21 protein-coding genes and 1 pseudogene are annotated in these 24,155 nt (G+C 37.6%); 9 read left to right on the forward strand and 13 right to left on the reverse strand.

The genetic code is table 11. The features are described from left to right. The first annotated feature begins 364 nt into the window (after nucleotides 1–364). Both selD and BC008_RS23745 read left to right on the forward strand, forming a co-directional pair. A complete protein-coding gene (selD, locus tag BC008_RS23740; protein WP_027845247.1) occupies nucleotides 365–2,803 on the forward strand; it encodes a selenide, water dikinase SelD in 2,439 nt (812 codons plus the stop codon). 558 nt (nucleotides 2,804–3,361) lie between these two features. Further along, nucleotides 3,362–4,159 carry a prohibitin family protein gene (locus tag BC008_RS23745; RefSeq protein WP_268768244.1) on the forward strand — a complete coding sequence of 266 codons (798 nt, stop codon included), beginning with the start codon at nucleotides 3,362–3,364 and terminating at the stop codon, nucleotides 4,157–4,159. Nucleotides 4,160–4,455: 296 nt separating this feature from the next. Here the strand turns inward: BC008_RS23745 and BC008_RS23750 are convergent, their stop codons facing one another. From BC008_RS23750 to BC008_RS50720, 4 genes are all read right to left on the reverse strand, one after another. Beyond that, nucleotides 4,456–5,208 (reverse strand): pentapeptide repeat-containing protein, encoded by a 753-nt coding sequence (locus BC008_RS23750; protein WP_058183926.1) that lies wholly within the window; start codon nucleotides 5,206–5,208, stop codon nucleotides 4,456–4,458. A gap of 10 nt (nucleotides 5,209–5,218) precedes the next feature. After that, entirely contained in the window at nucleotides 5,219–5,860 is a 642-nt protein-coding gene (locus BC008_RS23755; protein WP_027846925.1) for a hypothetical protein, read from the reverse strand. Between the two features lie 255 nt (nucleotides 5,861–6,115). Continuing rightward, the gene (locus tag BC008_RS23760; RefSeq protein ID WP_235595921.1) at nucleotides 6,116–8,371 is read right to left on the reverse strand and encodes an S-layer homology domain-containing protein; all 2,256 of its coding nucleotides are present in this window, start codon (nucleotides 8,369–8,371) and stop codon (nucleotides 6,116–6,118) included. A gap of 54 nt (nucleotides 8,372–8,425) precedes the next feature. Further along, nucleotides 8,426–8,566, reverse strand: a complete 141-nt coding sequence (locus tag BC008_RS50720; protein ID WP_201026166.1) for an alpha/beta hydrolase — start codon at nucleotides 8,564–8,566, stop codon at nucleotides 8,426–8,428. Nucleotides 8,567–8,717: 151 nt separating this feature from the next. On the opposite strand from BC008_RS50720, the gene BC008_RS23765 reads away from it, so the two are divergent. Next, nucleotides 8,718–9,254, forward strand: a complete 537-nt coding sequence (locus BC008_RS23765) for a DUF2996 domain-containing protein (protein ID WP_027846166.1) — start codon at nucleotides 8,718–8,720, stop codon at nucleotides 9,252–9,254. 5 nt (nucleotides 9,255–9,259) lie between these two features. Here the strand turns inward: BC008_RS23765 and BC008_RS23770 are convergent, their stop codons facing one another. Beyond that, on the reverse strand, nucleotides 9,260–9,793 hold the full coding sequence (locus BC008_RS23770; RefSeq protein ID WP_027846165.1) for a TM2 domain-containing protein: 534 nt from the start codon (nucleotides 9,791–9,793) through the stop codon (nucleotides 9,260–9,262). A gap of 844 nt (nucleotides 9,794–10,637) precedes the next feature. Here BC008_RS23770 and acsF point away from each other — a divergent pair. The 3 genes from acsF to BC008_RS23785 all read left to right on the forward strand — a co-directional run bounded on the left by acsF (nucleotide 10,638) and on the right by BC008_RS23785 (nucleotide 13,373). Next, nucleotides 10,638–11,714 carry a magnesium-protoporphyrin IX monomethyl ester (oxidative) cyclase gene (gene acsF, locus BC008_RS23775; protein WP_027846164.1) on the forward strand — a complete coding sequence of 359 codons (1,077 nt, stop codon included), beginning with the start codon at nucleotides 10,638–10,640 and terminating at the stop codon, nucleotides 11,712–11,714. A gap of 440 nt (nucleotides 11,715–12,154) precedes the next feature. Then, complete coding sequence (locus BC008_RS23780) at nucleotides 12,155–12,430, forward strand: hypothetical protein (protein WP_153009653.1); 276 nt, start codon at nucleotides 12,155–12,157, stop codon at nucleotides 12,428–12,430. A gap of 223 nt (nucleotides 12,431–12,653) precedes the next feature. After that, entirely contained in the window at nucleotides 12,654–13,373 is a 720-nt protein-coding gene (locus BC008_RS23785) for a hypothetical protein (RefSeq protein WP_058183928.1), read from the forward strand. Nucleotides 13,374–13,440: 67 nt separating this feature from the next. Here the strand turns inward: BC008_RS23785 and BC008_RS23790 are convergent, their stop codons facing one another. Together BC008_RS23790 and BC008_RS23795 are read right to left on the reverse strand one after the other, a co-directional pair. Continuing rightward, on the reverse strand, nucleotides 13,441–13,782 hold the full coding sequence (locus tag BC008_RS23790) for a XisI protein (protein ID WP_027846162.1): 342 nt from the start codon (nucleotides 13,780–13,782) through the stop codon (nucleotides 13,441–13,443). Continuing rightward, nucleotides 13,770–14,186 (reverse strand): XisH family protein, encoded by a 417-nt coding sequence (locus BC008_RS23795; protein ID WP_027846161.1) that lies wholly within the window; start codon nucleotides 14,184–14,186, stop codon nucleotides 13,770–13,772. Before BC008_RS23795 ends, BC008_RS23790 begins: the two co-directional genes overlap by 13 nt. 4 nt (nucleotides 14,187–14,190) lie before the next feature. Between BC008_RS23795 and BC008_RS50725 the strand changes: the two genes are divergently transcribed. Continuing rightward, the gene (locus tag BC008_RS50725) at nucleotides 14,191–14,379 is read left to right on the forward strand and encodes a hypothetical protein (protein WP_058183929.1); all 189 of its coding nucleotides are present in this window, start codon (nucleotides 14,191–14,193) and stop codon (nucleotides 14,377–14,379) included. A 46-nt stretch (nucleotides 14,380–14,425) separates the two neighbouring features. On the opposite strand, the gene BC008_RS23805 is transcribed toward BC008_RS50725, so the two are convergent. From BC008_RS23805 to BC008_RS23820, 5 genes are all read right to left on the reverse strand, one after another. After that, complete coding sequence (locus BC008_RS23805; protein ID WP_027846160.1) at nucleotides 14,426–14,773, reverse strand: XisI protein; 348 nt, start codon at nucleotides 14,771–14,773, stop codon at nucleotides 14,426–14,428. Then, a complete protein-coding gene (locus BC008_RS52795) occupies nucleotides 14,749–14,964 on the reverse strand; it encodes an element excision factor XisH family protein (protein ID WP_407657076.1) in 216 nt (71 codons plus the stop codon). The genes BC008_RS23805 and BC008_RS52795 overlap by 25 nt, the downstream gene beginning before the upstream one ends. A 98-nt stretch (nucleotides 14,965–15,062) precedes the next feature. After that, complete coding sequence (locus BC008_RS23810; protein WP_082650614.1) at nucleotides 15,063–15,326, reverse strand: element excision factor XisH family protein; 264 nt, start codon at nucleotides 15,324–15,326, stop codon at nucleotides 15,063–15,065. A gap of 186 nt (nucleotides 15,327–15,512) precedes the next feature. After that, on the reverse strand, nucleotides 15,513–18,551 hold the full coding sequence (locus BC008_RS23815; RefSeq protein WP_072207760.1) for a tetratricopeptide repeat protein: 3,039 nt from the start codon (nucleotides 18,549–18,551) through the stop codon (nucleotides 15,513–15,515). Nucleotides 18,552–18,667: 116 nt separating this feature from the next. After that, the gene (locus BC008_RS23820) at nucleotides 18,668–20,590 is read right to left on the reverse strand and encodes an alpha-amylase family glycosyl hydrolase (protein ID WP_027844386.1); all 1,923 of its coding nucleotides are present in this window, start codon (nucleotides 20,588–20,590) and stop codon (nucleotides 18,668–18,670) included. A 336-nt stretch (nucleotides 20,591–20,926) separates the two neighbouring features. On the opposite strand from BC008_RS23820, the gene BC008_RS23825 reads away from it, so the two are divergent. Beyond that, a complete protein-coding gene (locus BC008_RS23825) occupies nucleotides 20,927–21,415 on the forward strand; it encodes a hypothetical protein (protein ID WP_058183930.1) in 489 nt (162 codons plus the stop codon). Between the two features lie 57 nt (nucleotides 21,416–21,472). On the opposite strand, the pseudogene BC008_RS51500 reads toward BC008_RS23825, so the two are convergent. After that, nucleotides 21,473–21,592, reverse strand: a pseudogene (locus BC008_RS51500) (YihY/virulence factor BrkB family protein); the annotation flags it as partial. A gap of 755 nt (nucleotides 21,593–22,347) precedes the next feature. On the opposite strand from BC008_RS51500, the gene BC008_RS23830 reads away from it, so the two are divergent. Continuing rightward, nucleotides 22,348–24,066, forward strand: coding sequence for an alpha/beta hydrolase (locus BC008_RS23830; protein ID WP_082650615.1), 1,719 nt, complete (start codon nucleotides 22,348–22,350; stop codon nucleotides 24,064–24,066). Nucleotides 24,067–24,155: the final 89 nt, after the last annotated feature.

Genomic DNA, 24,155 nt, shown 5'->3' on the forward strand with positions numbered 1-24,155 from the left:
TATTACTGTTTGCATGGTTGGGTTTGAGTAACATGGGTTAATGTGACCTGTATCACTTAATTCCTGTGTCAAGTAAGTTATGCGATCGCTAAAATCTAAATTATTAGCATAAGTTGCTATTTATAAGCAAAACATCACGAAATCCCCCTAAATTCACCTTTTCAAGGGCGACTTTGACTATTTTCCTCAATTCATTGAACGTACTACGGGAACAGGAATAGGGTTAGACTCTTCACTTTGTAGGTTTTTCAGAGATAAAATTTCATGCAAAATCTGTGACATTAATTGAAAAAATCCCATCAAATCTATTTTCGTTAGTCTGGAAATAACGGTGTACAAGTAAAATATTTGTGATTTTCCCTAAATGCTGCAGAACTTACAACCGATAATTAAGGACTTAGTGTTAATTGGTGGTGGACATTCTCATGTCATAGCAATGAGGATGTTTGCGATGAACAAGTTACCAGGAGTACGTCTGACCTTAATTACAGAAAGTAGTTACACCCCATATTCGGGGATGTTACCCGGACATATCGCAGGGTTTTATAGTTACGATGAGTGTCACATCGACCTACGTCCTTTAGCTGAATTTGCAGGAGCGCAGCTATATGTTGACCGAGTAATTGGTTTGGACTTGGAAAATCAGCAAATTTTATGTGCGAACCGTCCAAGTGTGAGTTTCGATGTATTATCAATTGATATTGGTAGTACCCCCGCCACAATTTCTGTACCAGGAGCTACTGAATATGCTATTCCTGCGAAGCCAGTTCCGCAATTATTAGAACACTGGTGGAAAATGTGTCAAGAATTAGAGGTTGGATCTAATACAGATGGAATAGAGAAAAATCAAAGTAGAACAAACCAAACAGACATAAATAAAAAAAGCACAAATATCAGTATTATCGGTGGTGGTGCAGGTGGCGTAGAATTAGCACTATCGATGCACGGTTACTTTAATCAGTTGCAAATCCCCTATCTCCAAAACATCCATCTCTTCCAGCGTAGTCCAGAATTAATGCCTAATCATCACCCATCAGTGCGTCGTCTGGTGGAAAAAATTTTGCGTCGTAAAGGTATTCAACTACATTTGGGTGAAAATGTTTGTCAAGTAAAACCCCACAACTTACAAACTAAAACTTCTACAAAAAAAAATGAGCAGGAAGTAACAAACACAGAAATAGAAAAATTTAATATCATCTGTGAATCTGGTTTGACAATAGAATGCGATCGCGTTTTTTGGGTTACTCAAGCTTCCGCACCCCAATGGTTAAAAGCTGCAGGACTAAAAACTGATGAGCAAGGTTTTATTTTAGTCAATGATTATTTACAATCTTTAACTCATCCCCAAATCTTTGCAGCGGGAGATATTGCCACAATGATAAATCATCCCCGTCCCAAAGCAGGAGTTTTTGCAGTTCGTCAAGGTAGACCTTTATTTGAAAATTTACAACGCTTTTTACTAGGTCAATCTCTCAAACTGTTTCAACCACAACAGCAGTATTTAAGTTTGATCGGTACCGGAGACGAAAGAGCGATTGCAACACGTGGCTTTTTGACTTTACCACCACATAAATTGTTGTGGCGATGGAAAGATTATATTGATCGCAAATTTATGGATCGCTTCAATAAGCTTCCAGAAATGAGGATGGAAAATCAAAAATCGGTAATAAACCCTTTCCCATCTTCCAAGTTGAACTCCAACCCCACCATGCATTGTGCGGGATGCGGTTCCAAAATTGGTGGTAAAGTTCTAGAAAAAGTCTTGCATCGCATTCGAGTAGAACAGCCCTATCAAGAAAAACGAGACGATATTATTATTGGTTTGGATGCACCTGATGATGCTGCAGTAATACAAATAGCAAGTAGAAAGGCGATGGTGCAAAGTATTGATTATTTTCGTAGTTTAATTGACGACCCCTATATTTTCGGACAAATTGCTGGCAATCACTGTTTGAGTGATATTTTTGCAATGGGTGCAAAACCCCAAAGTGCTTTAGCGATCGCTACAGTTCCCTACGGTGCAACTGCAAAAATTGAAGAAACCTTGTACCAACTTTTATCAGGTGCAGTTAAAGTATTAAATCAAGCCCAAGCACCATTGATTGGCGGACATACCACAGGAGGTGCAGAATTAGGATTTGGCTTATCTTGCAATGGTTTAGGAGTTTCAGAGCAGTTACTGTGTAAAAGTGGAATGGAACCAGGACAAGTACTAATCTTAACAAAAGCTGTGGGAACAGGAACCCTATTTGCAGCAAATATGCGTCACCAAGCAAAAGGTCGTTGGATTGATGGGGCAATAGAATCAATGTTATTGTCCAATCAAGCTGCAGCTACTTGTTTTCTGGAAAATGGTGCAACTGCTTGTACCGATATCACGGGTTTTGGCTTGCTGGGACATTTAGTGGAAATGGTCAAAGCTTCCCAGATAAGTATAGAATTACAAATTGATGCTATTCCAATTTTGGCTGGCGCACAACAAACAATCGCTGCAGGAATTATTAGTTCGCTCCACACGGAAAATTTAGATGCTGCTAGTCAGATTCAGAATTTACAATCCCAGAATTTACAATCCCAGAATTTACAATCCCAGAATTCGCAAATCCAAGAACTAGAAAATCATCCTTATTACCCCTTACTATTTGATCCCCAAACTTCCGGTGGTTTATTAGCTTCCGTACCTAAAGAACAGGCAAATAGCTGTCTCAATGGGCTTCAGACTCTAGGATATAAAGATAGTTGTATCATTGGTTCGGTAACTCCACAAACCGAGGAGAACAAGGCAGTTAGAATAATTAGTTAACTATAAGTACGTTAGTAACAGGACTTACGCAACGATAGCGCAGCGTGTCCGTAGGACATAGATTTGTCATTGCGACCGAAACGCAGTGTAGGGTTAGCGTAGCGTCTCCGTTTAGGAGATAGCAATCTCATAGATTTTGGCGTTCGCGGATCCGCAAGGTAGCGCAGCTATAGCGTGTCCGCAGGACATATACGTCGCTGTCGCTTTTCCTAAAGGAAACGCAATACCTACGGTACGCTTCCGCTAAGCGCTAACGTAATGACGTAGTTACGTTCATTTTGCGTAAGTCCTGAGTAAGAAAAATCATAACTTGTTCGTAAYAGCGCTTTAGCGCTAAAGCGCTACTACTAGCCAAATACAGATATTTTATATTTATTTGCACAGTTTACTTTTTTCTCGCCTACTTACTTCGCAGTAGTTATAACAGTCGCCATAATTTTTAGAACTTTTTTGTTCCCCATTCCCTTTAAACCAAAATATAATGTTCTAAATTCATATCTTGGAAAGTAAAACTTGAATAAACAATCTTCTTTCAGTGGAAAGCTCTTAGCATCTGCCATCTTGGTAGTATTGCTCTTTTTGATTGGATTTAATAGTTTTGTTATTCTCAATCCCGGTCAAGCGGGGGTTATGAGTATTTTAGGGAAAGCTAGAGATGGAGTTTTACTAGAGGGAATTCATTTTAAGCCGCCTTTGGTTTCTGTTGTAGATATCTACGACTTGACCGTGCAAAAATTTGAAGTCCCAGCACAAAGCTCAACTAAAGACCTTCAAGATTTATCAGCTCGTTTTGCGATTAACTTTCGCCTCGATCCCCTGTCAGTTGTAGAGATACGTAGGACTCAAGGGACTTTGGCAAATATTGTTTCTAAAATTATTGCTCCCCAAACCCAAGAATCTTTTAAAATTGCTGCTGCGAGGAGAACAGTAGAAGAAGCCATCACTAAAAGAAATGAACTCAAGCGAGATTTTGATGATGCTTTAAGTGAAAGGCTTGAAAAGTATGGAATTTTTGTCCTGGATACCAGTGTTGTAGATTTAGATTTTTCCCCAGAATTTGCTAAAGCAGTGGAAGAAAAACAAATTGCTGAGCAGAGAGCCAAAAGAGCTATTTACGTTGCTCAAGAAGCAGAGCAAGAAGCACAGGCTGATGTCAACCGTGCAAAAGGTAAAGCAGAGGCTCAAAGGTTGTTAGCTGAAACTTTAAAAGCCCAAGGTGGTCAATTAGTGCTCCAAAAAGAAGCCATTCAAGCTTGGAGAGAAGGTGGTTCTCAAATGCCCAAAGTGTTAGTAATGGGAGGAGAAGATCAAACATCGGTTCCTTTTCTACTGAATCTTGACGATATTCAGCGATAACTTTAATGGCTGCTTAGAATCCTTAGATTGACACTCCTCAGTTCCATAAGGACGGGGCTTTAAACCGAGTTTTTCTGGTAAATTTTAAGCGATTTTTATGAAAATTCAAGCTTTAAATATTAAGATTGGCAATCGCATTACTGTCTACATAAGAAACAGCTATGTACGGTAAAACGCATCTCTAATCCCGATCCAAGTAGCATTATTGTACTGCTAGTATTTCTTGGTGATAATTATCGCTATTCAAATTCAGGTGTAATTAGATTTAAATCAGAAGCTTTAGTAAAATTGGTCAACTAACATGTTCTAATTCCTTGATATAAACCTAAACTTTCCCGGAAATCCTCATCATATTGAGCATCTTCCCAATTTCGCGTGGACTGAATTTGCTCCACAGATAAATTCTCAGCCCCCACAAAGTTTGCTCCTTTGAGATTCGCCCCTATCAACTTTGTTTCTTGGAGATTTGCTCCTGTGAAACTTGCTCCCCTAAGGTTAGTCCATTTCAAATCAGCTTTGGTTAGATCGGCTTCCTGTAGATTTGCTCCAAACAAATATGCACTTAATAAATGAGCTTGATTTAACTTAGCTTTAGAAAAATTAGCCTCATAGAAATAAGATCCCATTGCTTCCACTTCGTATAGGTTTGCTTGACTCAAGTCAGCATTATTCAAATGAGCTTCCATCAGATTTGCAAAACAAAGATTACTTCGGCTCAACTTTGCTAAATTAAAATCCGTATCTTTCAAATTAGCCCCTTGCAAATCAGTTCCGATCAGATTTGCATTTGCGATCGCAGCACCTTTGAGATTAGCTTCACTCAAATTAGCACCAATCAAATTAGCTCCTGAAAGATTCGCCCGCATTAGTTTAGCACCCCTCAAATCTGCCAAACTAAAATTAACTCCGCTGAGATTTTCTCCAATCAGTTGAATTTGAGCAAGATTAGCACTTACAAAATCCAACTCGACTTGGGGATTGTTTTTTCTCCACTCAACCCATTTAAATTTGCCGAAATTAAGCAAAGCCAGATGCTCTCGATTAGCCATTTATTCTCCTTTACTCCTGTCCCACAAGGGATTTTGTCCCTCTACCAGCAACATTTTCAATCGCCGCTAATGCTCCCTGCGCACCAGCGAGAATGTCTTGTTCTTGTCCACCCAAGTACAATCTTCCAAAACTTCCCACAGGTTGGACTGAAAGAATATTAATTGCAGCTGCTTTTTCCGCTTCATTTGCAGCAAGTGCAGCATACGCAGCTGGTTGAACTTCTAATATGTACAGCGTTTGTCCAGCAAGTAGCATCTGTCCCCGTCGATTTCTATTTATAAGCTGTGTTTGATAAGCATCAATATTGCGAATAATTTGGCTGGAAACAACTTGTGGTTTGAGAGAGTCACCTTTCTCAACTCCCAAAGCCGCCAAAATTGCTTGACCTGCGGTTCTAGTTTCCCCTTGGGAACTTGAATGTACTTCCAACAGACCATAAAGTCGTTCCACAACCAAAGCTCCCGGACGAACAGAAGCTGACTTAAGGGCTACATCTGTAATTCGATTAATTTCAATTCCAGGAGAAATTTCAATCCAAAGTGACGTATCTCCTGGTAATGGTAAAAAACCTTGGGCTACAGTTCCCATATATGCTGCATGTTGAGGTTGCAAGTTATCGAGGTATACGAAACTTCGCAGTTCTACTCCCAAGGTTGTTTCTCTCCGTAGTATGAAGACTGATAATCTTATGTTTGCTTGAATACCTATCATACCTTTGATTTGGGAGCCAGAGGAAGGGAGAAGTCAGAAGTCAGGAGTCAGGAGTCAGGAGTCGTAGAGACGTAGCATGCTACGTCTCTACAGGAGTAAGGAGTTAAAACAGACCGTTTCTTTGCGGACAAGCAGGAGTTACTCACCACCAATTACCAATTACCCATTACCCATTACCAATTACCAATTACCCATTTAAGCCATTTGATTTTCAAAAATACCCAACTGCTGAGCTTGTGCGAGGTAATTCATGCCATATATTTTTGGTAAACGTTGGGTTTGAAGTAAAACTTCTCGCACCTCACCGTTGGAAATATCTGCAAGTTTACCTCTGTTAGATAGCGCGATCGCACAAGCAATTCCAATCCCTTGTCCCACACCGCAGTTAAACTCGACAATTCTCCCAGCAGAGGAAGCATAACCTTCAAATCCAGAAGCAGGGCTGACAACTGCAAGGTTAGGTACATTTTTTACTAAAGCGTGTTGAATCCCAAAATTAAATAGTGGTTTTTGGGGATGTAAAAGAGCCTCCGTTTCAAATCCCTTTTCAAGTGCCCGATCGCCTAAACCTTTTATACCTCCACGAATATCGAAATGATAGCTAAAAGAGCCCAAAGCTTCTTCCATAGGTACTCCACCAGAAAGCATATCTGCTCCTGTTAGAGGTCTCACTACTCCAGTAATATTACCAGCATGACGGATGTATAATTCATGCGCTGGAATCGCTTCTACCGCACCTAGACTCTTAAACCATTGACCGACAAAATACATCTCCTGCTGCATGTTAGATGTGGGTATTGCTTTTTGTCTGGCTAAGTTTTCGGCTTGGTCAGCGTCAACATCAAAAAGTAGAGCATTCCAAGACAGAGTACTGGGATTTAAAATTGCCACATTGCCATTATCAAGAATACTCCCACTGCTTTCTAAAGATAATGTAGTTCCTCGAAAACCATGATATGCGATCGATAAAGCTCTGGAACGAACATCGATATAGTCTCTACCGGCATACATGGTTTTCAAATTGCCATTCTCATCAGTCAGGCTATTTCTGAGGTTATCAGCAAATTCAGATTTATTACCAGCAGCAATATTAATCCAGCTTTGGGCTTGGGTGTCTGAAAGATTAGTGAAACGTTTTAGGTATTGACTTTCAACGTTCTTAATTCTATCTACACTTAAACCTTTTGTTTGAAAAGTTAAAGTTACTGATAATTCTGAATTTGGTAAACCAAAAGTCTCAAAGCCTTTAAGTTTTTTCACACCAGCAAACTGAGCTAATTCAGCGTTGACCGTACTATCAATAAATTGTGTTGCGGTGTAAGTTTCACCCTTAGTTAACTTAATCCCAGTTATTCGACCGTCATCTATCTTAATTACCGATTCGATTTCGATATTATCAAGAATATCGGCTCTGACCTCTTGCAACATTTGACGTAAAGCAGTGCTCCCATCTTCGGGGTCTAAAGCTATTTGATAAACTCCGGAGCGTCTGAGAAATTCTTGATAGATCGCCGGTGAATCACCGAAAATATCCAAATCATATTGGGAACGAATAGAAGAAGGAACAGCAGAACGATCCAAATAAGATAAAGCTCCCCGGATTAAATGACCACCAATTCCAAGTTGAGAATTTCCCTTAAATAGTAATAAACTGCGGGGATATTTGCCCATGCGACGATAGTATTCTCGCCCCGCACACACCAAACTTAAAACACCAGGAACCTCATCACCAAAACAGATAATGTCATATTCTCGAACAATATTATTTTCTGGGTTTGGGCTTGTTATTGGAGAAGTTGTTATTGGAGAAGTTGTTGCTGGAGAGGTTGCAATGGAAGAAGCCGTTGCTGATACTAAATATTCAGAATCAATTTTACTTGCTTCTCCTAAATGAACCAGAGCTTGATAAACAAATACAGCAATATCTGCGCGAGTCGCCACTAAACTTGGATTGAGTAACTTAATGTTCGGGTAACTTGCAACTACTCTCACCTTAGTAGCAATTGCGATCCCCACTTTGGCATAATCTGGAATTTGTTCGTAATCCTGATAAATTTGCGGTAATTTGCTTTCCAATTCACTATTAATAGTGTCAGTTAATCCCAGACCACTAATAATAGAAATTAGAGCATTGACCCGCATGATTCGAGTTGAAGGGCGAAACTGATGATTCGGGAATCCGCTAATGAAAGCAGTTTCGTAAGACTTTTGGATCGCCGAAAATGCCCAATGATTTGTAGGAACATCAACAAAAGGTATATGTTCGCGTCTACGAGGAATTTGGTAAAAAGCTGTAGTAACAATAGCAGCAAACTCAGCTCTGGTTACTGAGTTATCCGGAAGAAATCTACCATTGGGATAACCATTGACAATTCCTCGTTGCGCTAAAGCCTCAATGAATGGACGCGCCCAATGGTTTTGAACATCTGGAAAACTAGTGGAAGATACCATAACCCCTCCCAATAATTTTGTATATTTTATTGGTTTAATAACTATTTTTTCATGCTATCGTGAATTGGTAATTGGTAATTGGTAATTGGTAATGGGTAATTGGTAATTGGTCATGGGTAATTGGTAATGGGTAATGCATGACTTCTGACTTCTGACTTCTGACTTCTGACTTCTGACTTCTGACTCCTGACTCATTACTTATTACTCATTACTTATTACTTATTACTCATTACTCATTACTCAATCCTTCCCCTATGCCAAAATGAGAATGATCGATAAACTCAAAGGTAGCTTCTTCTAAACCGGAGAATTGCTATCTTAGTGAGATAAAGGATTAACTCAACTAATGGCAGAAGAAAACAAGCAAAACAAACCTGCTTCTTCAGATGCGGAAGCTTCCAAATCTAAGCCTGCTGAAGCTGAAGCAAAACCCGCAGCAGCCAAACCTGCAGCAGCTAAAAGCGAGAAACCTCCTGCAGCAGCCAAAAAACCTAAAAAAGAAAAGCCCCCAGCGCTGGAAGATAAGCCATTTGCGGAGTTTATGGAAAAAATTTATGTTCCAGCCGTAGAAAAAGCAATGACTGGTAAGGGGGTAGAAGATTTACAGTTATCTTTTGCGAAACAAAAAGTTCCCATTGTTGGTTTTGAAAGTGCTGGAGAATGCTGGCAAGTTGAAGGTCGTTGGTATGATGGTCAACGTCAGTTCAACTTATATTTCCCTGATGAAGATATTAAGGGTAAAAAAGGATTCTCCTGTAATGAAGGTAAAAAACCAAGTACTATGGAATCTTTTTTGATTGACGAACGTAGAATCACCCTGGATCTAATGGTATTTGGGTTGATGCAGCGTTTAAATGGTCAAAAGTGGTTGGGAATCAACTAACTCAACTAACTCAACTCATGAAAATTGTAGATAACGGCTCCGTTATGTGGGTCGTTATCTATACTTACATAACCCGACTTCATCATTTCTTTTAAGGTTGTTTCAACTTCTTCAAAGGTCGCTTCTGTTTCCAAAACGCCCTTAGTTACGGATATCTTACCGCCATTTTTTTCCGCAGCTTTCAATAATCTCAAATTTAGTGGCTTTGTTTCTTCTTTTTTGGGAGATTCGTAAACTTGAGATGTGGTTACTGGAACGTCTAAAGGAACACCAAAGCGAGAAACTCCTGCTTTAAGCTTAAGTCTGGCTTCAGCTTCATCAACCATATCAGGTATTAAAAACAAGTCTACAAACTGCCCAACACCAAGAATACCCCAAGTAAATAGCCATAATAAGCCAGTACCTATCTTACCGTTATATAAACGGTGTAAACCGCTCAAACCAAAAAAGTGTGCGGCAGTTAAAATATAGGATGCAAGCAAGCGCTCTTGATGCGATTGAGTTTTTTTGCTGTCATTAACGTCACTTTTTGCCTTCATCTGAATTTCAACCTCTTCATTTAGTTGATTTATTAAAATAATTTCTTCGGTCGGGGGACTTTTTAGCGAACTTTCAAAATGACGATAGATGTTAATTTGTCTGGTGATCGACAGTGCGATTCAGACCTGGTAAATATAAAGTGGGAAAGCGTACAGAAATATCCAAGAATGGTTGGTATTTAAAGTCACTAAAAATTTAGATATATATTTAATTGTAATTGTTTCAATCTGGGGTTGGCACTGTTAGTTAAACTTCATAGGTGTTGATTTCTGCACTTTGTTCTGGTTGAAGAAAATGACTAATCTATAAAGATTGGTTATAGAAATTTCCTATCGCTGACATTTAGAACTGACATTTAGAGACTCGTATTTCAAAACAGTTATGGGAAAACAATCCCAAGCAATTATTTGTTTCACACTGCTGAGTGCAAATAGAAATTGATATGTGTAATTGCTTTATATTTTGGATATCCCATAGTGCTTCTTTCCAAGCTTAAAACCCAGAAAGGTTCCGTGTTCGGAGATATGGCTACAAAGAATTGTTTTTCTGAAGTTAAATATTGAACTCTAATTCATTGAATTCTAATTCGGTCGTTTAAAGTTAAACTAGTCTGGTCATACCGGATTAACTACCAATCACAAACGGCAAATTCCAGAAATTTTGCGTAAATTTGCACGATTAATATTTTTGTAATTGTTGCAACTCTTAACGTTTAAATTATCGGTTCTAGTCCTTAGGGTTGGTAGACTATTGTTTATTACTTAATTTTAGACCCTGCGAAAGCATATTCTTTAGCTTTGAGGGGCATCCGCACAAAACAAAAGGAACACAAGCGATCGCAATATGGTAGATTCCCTAAAAAAACCAAGCTTTGAAGAAATGCGCCCCGGGGTAAAAATCCCGGCAAAAGAAACCTTATTAACTCCACGGTTTTACACCACCGACTTTGATGAGATGGAAAAGATGGACATCTCCGTCAACGAAGACGAATTGAGAGCCATCTTGGAAGAATTTCGTGCTGACTATAACCGCCATCATTTTGTTCGGGACGCCGAATTCGAGCAATCTTGGGAGCATATCGATGGGGAAACTCGCCAATTGTTCGTAGAATTTCTAGAACGCTCCTGTACGGCTGAATTTTCCGGTTTCTTGCTCTATAAAGAACTCGGTCGTCGCTTGAAAGGTAAAAGCCCGGTATTAGCGGAGTGCTTCAACTTGATGTCCCGAGATGAAGCTCGTCACGCAGGTTTCCTTAACAAAGCAATGTCAGATTTTAATCTGTCATTAGACTTGGGATTTTTAACTAAGAGTCGCAAATACACTTTCTTTAAGCCAAAATTCATCTTTTACGCCACTTATCTTTCCGAAAAGATTGGTTACTGGCGTTATATCACCATTTATCGTCATTTAGAAGCACATCCAGAAGATCGGATTTATCCAATTTTCCGTTTCTTTGAAAACTGGTGTCAGGATGAAAACCGTCATGGAGATTTCTTCGATGCGATCATGAAATCTCAACCGCAAATGCTCAATGATTGGAAAGCGCGTCTATGGTGTCGCTTCTTCCTCTTATCAGTTTTTGCGACCATGTATCTCAACGACATCCAACGTAAAGACTTTTACGCTGCTATTGGGTTGGATGCGCGGGAATATGACATCCACGTAATTGAGAAGACCAACGAAACCGCGGGACGAGTCTTCCCTGTAATGTTAGATGTTAAAAATCCTAAATTTTATCAATTCTTAGATACTTGTGTCAAGAATAACGATAAGCTCAGAGCTATTGTTAATTCTAAGACTCCAAAATTCCTGCAATTATTCCAAAAATTACCTCTTTATATTTCCAATGGCGTGCAATTCTTGAAATTATATTTCATGAAGCCTTTGGATGCTAAGGCTTATGAAGGTAGCGTACGTTAAACGGATTCCTTCAAGCAACTTCAGAATTCAGTCAACATAATAGTTTGACCAATATGTAAAGACGCGACATGTCGCGTCTTTACTTTTTTATTATTCTATTTCTCGTTTTCTTTTCCCTCCAACAAAAATTTAATTTGTTAAAATCAAATTGTTAAAACGAAAGTAAATCCCTACTGATATTTGATAAGTAAGATTCTGTAAACAAGATTCTCCTGGACTCAAAATCTCTAACCTGAGAATCTGTAAACTGAGAATCTGTAAACTGAAAAATTATAATCCCATCAACCCCATCGAGTTTGGAAAAATACCTTTATCCCTTGTAGTTAACAGTTGAGGACTAACTGTTAATGATTTGCTGCGGATAAAAGTAACCAATTAAAGCTCACCAATCAAAATTAAAAGTCAAATTACTAAATTTACGGATAAACATGAAATCTACAATGAAACCTACTAAGAACTTAGTGAAGAAATTTGCCCAATTTAGTTTAATTTTATCTTTAATGGTGGTAGCTGCAGCCTGTGGAGGAGGTGACAGTTACGACCAAACAGACAGTAACAGAGACAGTAACAGACAAGTAAACAGACAATCAGTAAGTGTAAGGAACGGTAAAGTTGACATTGATTGTTCTGGTTCTTCGGAAGGTACAACATCAACTACCACTGTTAACGGTCAAGAATACAGATGTGAAAACGGACGAGTAAGAAAAGTAAGATAAAACCTGGCAAATGGTATAAAATAAGTGCGCCACGTTAAAAAGCACTCTATTAACTGCATTTATTTTGCCAAATAGAACAGTAACTCTAGAGACGTGACACGTCATGTCTCTACATCTTAATTTCTATCTGTTATTAACTACTCAGCGAAGAAAAGCTCACACCAATTACCAATTATCAATTACCAAACCCCATAGGTATGATAATTACTTGAATAAACATTACATGATCCAACAACCTCCAAAAAATGCTCTTATAAATTCAGTTTTCGGCTTGGGGTTGACCATTAGTTTTTTAACTATTAGTTTTATTTCGAGAGCAATTCCCGCTTTGGGTGAAACACCTCCAAATCAAGAATTAGATTTAAGTCCAGAAGTTATAAAAAACAGTCCTGTTTTACAACGTTGGCGAAAAAAAATACCAAATGTACTCGAAGATATTAGAAACGATCCCAGTTTTGTAACTAGATTTAGAGCAGGTTATTCACTCTATCCTGGAGAACAATTTGGAGGAATCAATTTGGGAGTTGAGGATATATTTCTTGACTCTACCGGTTTAACTTTCAGTGGTGAATATCAAAGAACTTTTAACGGTAAGCGACAAGCATACGGTGCAGATTTACGATATTATCTTCGTCCTTTAGGAAATTATGTAAATATTGCTCCTGTAGTGGGTTATCGCAATGTGGAAATAAATAGCGATCGCACCTCAGGAGTAAATATAGGAGTAAAGTTATTATTGGTTTTATCCCGTAGTGGTGCAGCAGATATTTCTCTCTCCCAAAGTTGGGTAGCTCCTGGTAGTAGTGAAGAAGTAGGTTTAACTAGTATTTCATTTGCTTATGCTCTTACACGTAAAATTCGCCTATCTACTGATTTACAGCAACAAAACTCTCCGGTAGATAAAGATCGTCGAATAGGTGTAAGTTTGGAGTTTATACCTTAGAGAACTTACGAATACATGAGGTTTACTTGAAACAATCCCAATATCTCTAACTCCACAACCAAAATAGCTAAGCTACTCCATAGCCAGTATAAGGACGTTTATAACTTGGATGCAAACCGATAATAATATCCTCTTTTGGTATACCCATTTCTAGCAAATCTTGTGCTAAGTCTGCTTCTGTCATGTTTCGTTGAATCCAAACTTTACCATCTTTGATATCTAAATGGATGAAACAGTTATAAACTCTTTTGAGTCCATCCCAGCCAATATCTAAAAGTTGATAATGGTCATGTTCTGTATCAAATATAAGTTGACACTCAATCTCTGAATCTGAGTTATTTGCTTCTAACTTGGTATGATTGTTTAATAATTGTCGGATGAATAATCGGTATTGTTCTAATTTTTCCATTTGATGACTACCTCCTCAACAGGATCGTAGATTATCAATTTTACTTGATAAAGATTGACTGCTTCTTGAGTAAATTTTTCCTGAAAGAATGATTCAAATGTATCAATAGGAACTGCTAGATAAAGTATTCTATCTGATTCAACCATTTTCAGTGCTAGACGATAGTTCAAAAACTGACCTAATGCAGCATGAAAGTCTGTAATTGCTGAAGTATTAAGGAAACTTTTTATTTCAACTGCTATCTTTTGTCCTGCTTTTTGAGCAGCTAAAACTTTTTCTGCTGCTAAATCTATTTCAAACTTGACACCTTCAATCTTAATTTTTAATGGATCTGCTGTAATTACCCAATTCTCTTTCAAGAGTCCTTGTTTTACAGCATTATGGAATAAGTCTTTAGCAGCCATTAATTTGTGTACAATTTCTTGGACTATTATCCATCAATATTTTATCGCCCCAAAAACCCCAGAAGAAATTCTCAGTTGTTATGAGCGTGGTTGGAAATATAAAAGTTTGTTCAATAATCTTGAGGTTGATGAACTTGAGTTTATTAAGAAAATCGCCGAGATTTATGATTCCTGGTTAAAAGTTGAGTTATAAACTTCAAATTAGACCAGCACAATAAAATTCTGAATAGCGCGTAGCACTAAGCAACCGCATACCCGGTATGTTGACGAATTTCGGGAGGATGAAAAGCAAGGACAATACGGTCTTTCGGTACTCCAGCAGCAACGAGTTCGTCTGTGATACCATCTTCGATTCCGTCGTAGTGAATCCAGATTTTACCGTCGCGAATTTCAACATGGATAATCGTACCGTATACACGGCGATGATTTTCCCAGCCTTCATGGAGTAGCATAAAATGATTGCAGTCACGACTAATCACTATATGGTTTGTCACATCACCATAGCGATAAGGAAGGTCAGCGTAGTATTGAAAAATCTTTTCTAGTATTTCATACCATCGATTTAAAGGTTGATTTGCGGTTTCCATTGGATAATCTCCTCAATTTTTGCATCAAAAACAAGTAGGTGAAAACCAGGTTCTTCCAATAGGAGCAGTCCAGCTTCCTCTTCAAAAAATGTTTCAAAAATGTTGCGTTCGACTGCTAGATACATTTTACGATTAGGATCTCGTTTCTTGAGTACCCTAAGCTGTCGTGCATTAAAAATGCACAACAGCAAGTCAAAAGTAAAAATTCAAAAGTCATTAGCGTAGCGTGTCCGTAGGACATAATTGAAGAAAGTTTGAGGCTTCGCTATCGAATTGAATAATATACAAATTAGATGCGTAACAACTTACTATATAGAAAAAACTGTCCCCATGCTTTTTCAAGATCGCTCATAAGAGAAGGACTGATAAAAGTTTTCACTTCAACAGCTATTTTTATGGAATCTCGTTGTGCAGCAATCAGTTTTTCTGCACCTAAATCGACTAGAGCATTGCGGGTACCGATTTTGAGGATTAGTGGATCGTCAGTAATTGTCCAACTATCTTTTATCAGTGAAGCTATGACAGTATCATGATAAAGGTCTTTAGCAGGCATCAAAGAACATTGTTTTTCGGGTCAATTTTAAATTTATTCTAATATAAACAAGTAGGTGAGATTGCTTCCTGGTTCCTCGTCGCTTAGACGCACTTAACAGCGAACGGACAAAACTCATTACTGTGCGCTTACGCGCCCCGCTGCGCTAACATTACTTATTACTCATTACTTATTACTCATTACTCACTACTCGTAAAGGTGTAATTTTTCCAAATTTCCCCGATACTTCACCGTATCAGGATGATCTGACCCCAAGACCCGTTGTGCGATCGCCAATGCTTGGGTTAAAAGGTTTTCTGCTTCACTGTGCTTTCCTTGATAGCTATAGATTAAACCTAAAGCGTTCAAACTGTCTGCATAGCGGGGATGATTTATTCCCAGTTGCTGTTTTTTGATGTCCAATGCTTGGGTTAAAAGAAGTTCTGCTTCATTGTACTTTTCTTGGTCTGTGTAAAATTCACCTAAATTGTTCAAACCAAATGCTGTTCTGGGATGATTTTCTCCAAGTTGGTGTTTGTAGATTTTCAATGCTTGGATATAAAGGGGTTCTGCTTCTACGTACTTTCCTTGGGAGTGGTAGAGAATAGCTAAATTGTTCAAAGTGTCTGCGATTTCGAAATGATTTTCTCCCAGTTGCTGTTTTTTGATTTCCAATGCTTGGGTTAAAAGAAGTTCTGCTTCTTCGTACTTTCCTTGCTCTGTGTAAAGTTCACCTAAATTGCTCAAAGTCCTTGCGGTACAGGGATGATTTACTCCGAGTTGGTGTTTGTAGATTTCCAATGCTTGGATATAAAGGGGTTCTGCTTCTACGTACTTTCCTTGGTCGGAGTAGAAATTAGCTAAATTGTTCAAACCTAATGCTGTTCTGGGATGATTTACTCCGAGTTGGTGTTTATAGATTTCCAATGCTTGGATATAAAGGGGTTCTGCTTCTACGTACTTTCCTTGCTTGTCGTAGAGTGAAGCTAAACATTCCAAACTGTCTGCGGTATCGGGATGATTTACTCCGAGTTGCATTTTTCTGATTTCCAATGCTTGGATATAAAGGGGTTCTGCTTCTACGTACTTTCCTTGGTCCCAGTAGAGTAAAGCTAGATTGTTCAAACTCTTTGCATAATCGAGATGATTTTCTCCGAGTTGCTGTTTTGTGATCTCCAATTCTTGAATACAAAGGGTTTTTGCTTCAAGGTACTTTCCTTGATTCCAGTAGAGACCAGCTAGATTGTTCAAACTCTTTGCATAATCGAGATGATTTTCTCCCAAACGGGATTTTACTTCTGATACACATTGCTCATACCAAGGTTGTGCTAATGCATATAAACCTTGTCCTCGGTAAAATCTCCCTAAACCAAGAAAAACAGAACATAAATTTTCATCCCTGACTGCATCAAGATGATTTTCTGCGACTTCTGTTAAATGGGGTATAGCGTTTTTGACAGAATTGATAATCTCTGAGGTTGTTGTGTGAGGAATTGTTTTACCAATTTCGATGAATTTAGCAGAGAAACTTTGTATGTAGTCACCTTTATGTTCTGACTGATTAAGTTTGGCTTGCAGAAACTCTCTAATCAAAGGATGAGTTTTGTAATAATACTCATCTTTCTGTTCTAAACACTGTACCAAATGGCGATGGTAAAGTTCCTCAATCCCATTTTCAACACTAGATTCATCCCAATTGAGAGATTTAGTTATGGACTCTACCCATTCCCAAAGGAAAATTTCTGGGACAAATAAACCTATCAATGCAGCAAGCTGCTGTGTTTGTGAATCCAGTTCTACCCAACTTAATTCAAATGCTTCTAAAACTCCACGTTGTGCTGTACTTAAGCTTTTTTGTTGGGGATTTTTTATTGCTTGATTATGCAGTCGTTGTTGTTTCAACTGCTCGAGCATCTTTGCTAATTTAAAGTGGGGAGGTTTTTGCTTGATATACCTTCCTACTAATTCTATTCCTAAGGGTAGATATCCCAACCATTCACATATTTTTTTCGCAGTTTCTAATTCTTTATTTACCTTGGTTTTTCCGACTGTTTTTGTGAATAATTCTAAAGCTTCATCTGGTGACAACACATTTAAGGCTATTTCCTCAACATTGGTGTCGATGTCTCGTAACCTAGTTGTAATCACAACTCGGAAGCGTTTATTTGTCGGTAGTAACTGAGAAAAATCCTCTAATTGAGTCACATCATCTAGTATTACTAATACCAAACCTGATGGTGGTTTCCAATTTGTCCAGCACCAAGTTACTTGTTCCTTCAAAGTCAGCAGATCTCCTTGGGGGTCTTTTTGGGGAACTTCTAAGCCCATCTGCAATTGGATAAATTGAATTATTTGTTTAGCTAAATTCTTATCTCTGACATTTAACCAGCAAATACCCCCAGGATAATCGTTTTCGTATGTTTTTGCGTATTGTACTGCTAACTCGGTTTTACCTACACCACCCATTCCCGACACAGCAGAGATGACTAGTTTGTTGTTTTGTGCATCAAATTTCTGGTGAATCTTAGCTAGTTCATCTTGTCGTCCCACAAAGTTCTTGCTACCAAGTTTGGGTATGTATTTGATGGGTTTAAAAGTTTTTTCTGAAGAAGGGTTGGGTCTACCAGTTCCTGTATTGTCATTTTGACTTGATTTAGTGTTTGAATCTGGGTCGAGTAAACTTTTAGAAATATCTTTTATCTTGATTTGTGGTATTTGGGATTCGGGAATATTTGTTAGATCTATCGCATTACAACCAAACTCAAAACTATCTTGATAATTTCTTCCAGAACTTAAAGCATCATAAAAACCAGTAGCAAACTTAATTGCAGCTTTATCCCCAATTGCGTAACTCATCCCGATAACACAATTAATATGTTGGTGAATAGCTTCTGCTTGAACTTCGCTATAACAAGCATTAAGCACTACACATTCAACATCCTTGTGAAATAACTTAAACAACCCCGCTAAAGACTCACTACTTACAAGTTGCTTTTGTCCGTATTCATTTTCTAGCACCAAACCATCATCCCCTACGCCATGACCGCAAAAGTGAACAATGTTTGGTGTGTGGTATAGTATTTCCCTACGCAAATCATCGACCCGCAACGCCCACTGACTAGTAATTTCAATTCCTTCGCGATTTTTAGCTTGTCTGTGAGCGCTTTGGATTTCTCGCACCTCTTCATCCAAGCGTAGTTTGTTTGTGTCTGTGGGATTAGCTGCAAGAATCAAGATTTTTTTCATTGCGCTTTTTATTGACAGGATTTTTATTTACAGAATTATTTACGGGTCATTTATTTAACCAACCTCATTAAATAAACAGTTCGTAACTGTACAATTCCGGAGACACTCACATTTTATTAAGCTTCTCGTCCAGAAGCCCAAATATCACGCCATTTAACCATTCCTTCCTTGGCTAAAACCCAATGACGAGAAACAAGATTTTCTCTCAAAGGGGACTTATCTTCACGCAACATCACATACTTGTAAGTAATTAGTTTACCAGCACTTTCATTGAAGGGAATTTCGGCAAACCAAGTATTTTGATTAATGTATTCTAAAGGATAAGCCTTAACAATATCCCAATTACCTAATTCCGGACAATTTCCGGTTACTACTATTCTTTCCCCAGGTTGAGTATATACTCCATTCAACTGAGCACGAACTAAAGTTTGTCCTTTAACTCTTTCGCCAATATAGCTAATTACAATTGCTTCTTGACTATCGAGTTCTAAATCCTCAATAGTTCCATCAGTAACTTGAAACTTGCGTCGAGTCAAAATACAGGTATGTTCTCCATCGGGAAGGTCGCAGGTAATAGCATCAAAAGTTATGACTTCTCCTCTGTTCATAGCTACAAAACACATGCAATTACCGTAACTGCGAATATAGCAATAAACATCCGGCGTAACATATTTTTGCCATTGACTACCCAAGGATACCGCAGGGTTAAGACGACGCAAACCAGAAAGCAAACGAATACAACGGTAAAGTTCCGTATCTCTATCCCATTTTTCCATCATGGGGCGGTTGTAAGGGTCGTCTCCTCCATCTGTATCATCGTGGAGATATTGCTCCGTACCGTAGTAAATACAAGGAATTCCCCGAGAAGTCATAATTAAAGCGATCGCTAACCGTAGTATATCAGGATCGGGATTTAAGGATTGAAACCGGGGCATATCATGATTGTCAATAAAAGTGACAAGCTCCGTCGCCCCATTGTAGCGATAGTCTTCCTTAAAAATATCTTGAATTAAATGAAATCCTTCTTCTGCACCTTCAGCAAGAGCAGAACGAATTGCACTACACAAGCCAAAATCAAGGATGGACATTCCGGAATGATTAGCAAATTCTACAGAACGCTCATCTAAAGGATGGGAAAAAATCCATTCGCCGAAGATAAAAACATCTGGCTTGCGATGGCGGATATCTGCGTTAAATTCCTGCCAAAACCAAATTGGCATATGTTTTACTGTATCTACGCGCAATGCATCAACACCCCGGTCTAACCATTGCTCGATCGCTGACTTGATATATTGGCGATATAAAATATTATTTTCGTTGAATGTAGCTAATCCCGATAGTTCACAGTTTTGAACTTGCCATTCATTTTCCCAATCATTCACTTCCCCATAATGATGGTACCAATTGTCTTTATCATCATTGAAGTCAGCAATTTTTACCCCGTCATCATAAAGTTCACCTTTCACCCCATCAATATCCGGGTTGCTGTGGTTGCAGACAATATCTAAAACTAACTTCATATTCCGCTTGTGCAACTCTGCAATTAAACAGTCAAAAGTCGTGTCGCGGGTTTCCTGAGTCTTGTTTAGGGAAGGTTCTTCATCTTTACCAATAAAACGGGGATTTATCCGTTTAAAGTCTCGCGTCCAATAACCGTGAATAGCTGCACTTTCAATAAATAAACCTTCTACCTGCTCAAACAAGGGAGTTAACCAAATAGCTGTTACTCCCATATTTTTTAAATAATCAAGCTTATCTATTAAACCTTGAAGGTCTCCACCCCAATATTTTCCCCAATCTTCCATCGCGGGATCGTAAAGCTCTGCATTTGGACCCTCACTATTATCTGGATCGCCATCACAAAACCTATCTACAACAATAAAATAAATAGTTTCTTGACGAAATTCCATATCCCTGGTGTAAAGAAACTCTAAATCAACTTCTTCTGAGGGATTTTCTACAGACGGATTAAGCTTTTCCTTATCAGTGTTACTTACCGCGTATTGAGCCGAAGAAGTTTGGGAAGGTTGAGAAACCATATGTTATTGAATTGCTTGTTAATGAATAAACTTCACTAAAAAAATAGTAATTTATACTTAGTATAAATCCATAAGAAATAAGTATTGTACATCTTACATAATTTTATTTCCCGAGCAATAAACTTTATTCACAAAAACACCAAAATGTAAAGTTTCTGCAGGTAAATGATTTAGCAAAGGAAAATCGAGTATTTACACTGTCAAACAAATAATTATAGAGAAATATATTTAACTTAAGTACTCTTAACGACTAAAAATCATCGATTTTAGAGCAATCTCCAATAAATGTTTCAGATTTCTATCAGAAATCATAGTTTTTCAGGAACATCACTTTTTATGTTAATAAATCGTTTACTTCCTAGATTTTCTACACTAGTTACTATTGGTGCAATCTCAACTCTCACCTACAGCACACAACAATCTGTCCAAGCGCAAATAGGTACTAATAAAGTTAAATTTAACCGCTGTCGCGCAGCATCACAATTAGTTCATTTTCAAAATTTAGGATACTCAGTTGCTGCTGATCGAATTAACGATCAAGGTTATGTTATCGCACCCCCACCCTCCAATACTTATTCAGCAAGAATTTGGGAAGAAGAACAATGCTGGGGCGTTCCTAATATCTATACTTGGTTATCCACACCACCTAACGATCGCTATGAAATGTGTTTAGTCGCAGCACAGTTAGGAATCAGTAGCTCTCAAGCAGCAATAGGAGCAAGGGAGGAAGTTCTTGGTTCTCCTCCTAGAAATAAACTTCGTGTAATGAATTTTTGGAAAAACTTTAACTGTAATTTTGTTGTTCAACAATACTATTCATACTAGCAGAGACTTCGTGGAAGGCTAATTTTTTAAAATACACGCCGTTAATAAATATAAATTAATTGAAATAATTAATAATGGAGCAATAGAAAATATAGTGTAGTATGCTAGAGACGCTGCTAAACTTGATGCTTTATCTTTTTGTCACTCCTGAATAGCTTCTTTAATTAGTCGAATCACTTTTGCAGATTTAAAGAAACTAAATTAATTATAGATCATAGCACAGGAAACTTTAACACGTTGTTTCATTATCTATTTTCAATCCGTGAAGAAATGCTTGATGGCTTAATTTAGTCATTTTGCTATAAACAAAAATAACTATAAACTAGATTAGATATTTAAATTATTAATTACTGGTATTATTCTTTCACTATTAAAATTGCAAGCTAATCTCAAATAAACCAATTTTGAATAAACTAATATCGAAGAATACGTATACTTTAGCTCAATGACTTTAGCTCAATATATAAATAAAAATTTCAATTATTTAGCTATATTGTTTTGCAGTTATCTTTGATTAAAGGTATGTAAGGCTAGAGATCCATAAAATATTTCTAATATAGATTTTTCGTTAGATATATTGAGTTTTTCAAGTGTAGAATAAACTGAATATGCTCAAGCCCATTAAAAATTATGATTTATATTTGATAGCGATCGCGTTTGATTTGTGAGTATAAGACTTCTTCATTACGCTGTTACCCACAACCGCATTTAGAAATTTATCCAAGATTAATTTTTTATCCAAAATTAATTTTCATTAATTAGTTCGGATGGTCATACACCAAGCTGCTAAGGAGTAACTAAAGAATTTGATTCATATCATTAGTATTTTGGAAAAATTATACAAATCCTCGTGAAATAAACTTTCTGAAATCAAGTCCCAAGCTTAAATTTTCAAAGTTAAACTTTCAATACTAAAGATTCAAAATTATTGTATGAATTACTTATTTTTTAGTTCATTGTTAATTTCTATCAAGCGTTCTTTTTTTAATTCACGTTCTAGACCTAAATTTTCATTATCGCAAAAATGGGTATTATGTACTTTAAATTTAATAGTTTTACTTGTATCTCTAAATTCTCAGACCTTAGCAGCAAAAAGACTGAGTCTTTCCTTTGGGATTATTCAGCGATCTATTTCGATTGAATCTTTAGCGTTTTATGCACGTACTGGCAAGCTAAATAATGAATTGAAAACATATTTTCAATATGCCCCTAAAGAAAAATTAACCGAATTGAGACAGGTTCTCATAACTCCGATCCCTCTAACGAATGTAGAAATTTCCCAATTTCTTTACACGCCGATTGGAGAAAACTTGTTGGAAAAGTTAGAAAATATTATTCAGGGAGAATCTAGAGGAGTAAAAATTAGAGGTACTTCCCGTAGTGCTGGTTTCTACGCAATGCGAGCCGCACTAATTTTAGCTGCATCTGACTCCAAGGAATTTACAATTTTAGATATTCTAGAAAAATTTCCTTCCAATAAAATATCAATTGATTTAGCCCGTAGCTTGGAAATAGCTTTAGAAGTCAGATCTCTAATTAATCAGACACGTAAAGCTATTAAGCTGATTAACAAAGAATCTCAAGAAGAAGTCAATACAAATATTGCTACAGACATATCTGAAATTTTAGCTGCAAATTTACGCAAATCAGGCAATTATAGCTGGCAAAAAAGCACTATTTCTCTTGTCGATCCCAATCGCTCTCGTAACTTTAGTGCTGATGTGTATTTACCAAAAGTCGATCGAGAAAGTCCGGTAATTGTGATTTCCCACGGGCTCGGTTCCGATCGCACAAGTTTTGTTTATCTTGCACAGTACCTTGCATCCCATGGTTTTGTTGTTGCAGTACCGGAACATCCCGGAAGTAATGCCGAACAATTAGAAGCACTATTATCTGCCAATACGGACAAAATCACCAGTCCGGAAGAATTTATTGATCGACCCTTAGATATTAAGTATTTACTAGATAAACTTACTTCTCTATCTCGTACAGACCCTTTATTTAAAGGAAAATTAAATACACAACAAGTGGGTGTAGTTGGACAATCTTTTGGTGGTTACACTGCTTTAGCGTTAGCAGGAGCCCAAATTAATGTGGAGCAAATGAATAAAACTTGCTCTTCTTTGGATGATTCCCTCAATGTTTCCTTATTACTACAATGTTTGGCATATAATCTAAATCAATCCGAATATAATTTATTTGACCCAAGGGTCAAAGTTGCAATTGCAATTAATCCGATTACTAGTAGCGTTTTTGGTCGAGATGGATTTAACCAAATTCGGATTCCAGTAATGATTATTTCTAGTAGTCTCGATAAAATTGCTCCTGCTCTTCCAGAACAAATTAAACCTTTTACCTGGTTACAAACACAGAATAAATATTTAGCTTTAATTGATGGTGGAACTCACTTTTCTACAATTGCAGAATCGCCTGATGCAACAGTTCCTTTACCATCAAATGTAATTGGTGTTTCACCAGAACTGGCACAAAATTATATTCAAGTATTAAGTAATACCTTTTTTCAAGCCTACGTAAATTCTAATGCTAATTATCGTCGCTACCTAGATAATGGTTATATCAATACTATCAGCCGAGAAGCTCTTCCACTCAGTATTGTGCGATCGCTCGATCTCGATCGCAAGAAAAAATAATTTGTATTCTAAGATAATTAAATCAATCCGAAATAGATTTATCCTGCAGGTTTTTAAAGCAATATAAACAATATATGGCTGTCTATATA

Origin of the sequence: Mastigocoleus testarum BC008, assembly GCF_001456025.1 — a bacterium.
Taxonomy (GTDB): Bacteria; Cyanobacteriota; Cyanobacteriia; order Cyanobacteriales; family Nostocaceae; genus Mastigocoleus; species Mastigocoleus testarum.

Bases quoted from the DNA above. Each gene is read 5' to 3' on its own strand.
- selD (WP_027845247.1), top strand. From the start codon at position 365: ATGCTGCAGAACTTACAACCGATAATTAAGGACTTAGTGTTAATTGGT.
- BC008_RS23750 (WP_058183926.1), bottom strand. From the start codon at position 5,208: ATGGCTAATCGAGAGCATCTGGCTTTGCTTAATTTCGGCAAATTTAAA.
- BC008_RS23760 (WP_235595921.1), bottom strand. From the start codon at position 8,371: ATGGTATCTTCCACTAGTTTTCCAGATGTTCAAAACCATTGGGCGCGT.
- BC008_RS50720 (WP_201026166.1), bottom strand. From the start codon at position 8,566: ATGAGTCAGGAGTCAGAAGTCAGAAGTCAGAAGTCAGAAGTCAGAAGT.
- BC008_RS23765 (WP_027846166.1), top strand. From the start codon at position 8,718: ATGGCAGAAGAAAACAAGCAAAACAAACCTGCTTCTTCAGATGCGGAA.
- BC008_RS23770 (WP_027846165.1), bottom strand. From the start codon at position 9,793: ATGAAGGCAAAAAGTGACGTTAATGACAGCAAAAAAACTCAATCGCAT.
- acsF (WP_027846164.1), top strand. From the start codon at position 10,638: ATGGTAGATTCCCTAAAAAAACCAAGCTTTGAAGAAATGCGCCCCGGG.
- BC008_RS23780 (WP_153009653.1), top strand. From the start codon at position 12,155: ATGAAACCTACTAAGAACTTAGTGAAGAAATTTGCCCAATTTAGTTTA.
- BC008_RS23785 (WP_058183928.1), top strand. From the start codon at position 12,654: ATGATCCAACAACCTCCAAAAAATGCTCTTATAAATTCAGTTTTCGGC.
- BC008_RS23790 (WP_027846162.1), bottom strand. From the start codon at position 13,782: ATGGAAAAATTAGAACAATACCGATTATTCATCCGACAATTATTAAAC.
- BC008_RS23795 (WP_027846161.1), bottom strand. From the start codon at position 14,186: ATGGCTGCTAAAGACTTATTCCATAATGCTGTAAAACAAGGACTCTTG.
- BC008_RS23805 (WP_027846160.1), bottom strand. From the start codon at position 14,773: ATGGAAACCGCAAATCAACCTTTAAATCGATGGTATGAAATACTAGAA.
- BC008_RS23810 (WP_082650614.1), bottom strand. From the start codon at position 15,326: ATGCCTGCTAAAGACCTTTATCATGATACTGTCATAGCTTCACTGATA.
- BC008_RS23815 (WP_072207760.1), bottom strand. From the start codon at position 18,551: ATGAAAAAAATCTTGATTCTTGCAGCTAATCCCACAGACACAAACAAA.
- BC008_RS23820 (WP_027844386.1), bottom strand. From the start codon at position 20,590: ATGGTTTCTCAACCTTCCCAAACTTCTTCGGCTCAATACGCGGTAAGT.
- BC008_RS23825 (WP_058183930.1), top strand. From the start codon at position 20,927: ATGTTAATAAATCGTTTACTTCCTAGATTTTCTACACTAGTTACTATT.
- BC008_RS23830 (WP_082650615.1), top strand. From the start codon at position 22,348: ATGAATTACTTATTTTTTAGTTCATTGTTAATTTCTATCAAGCGTTCT.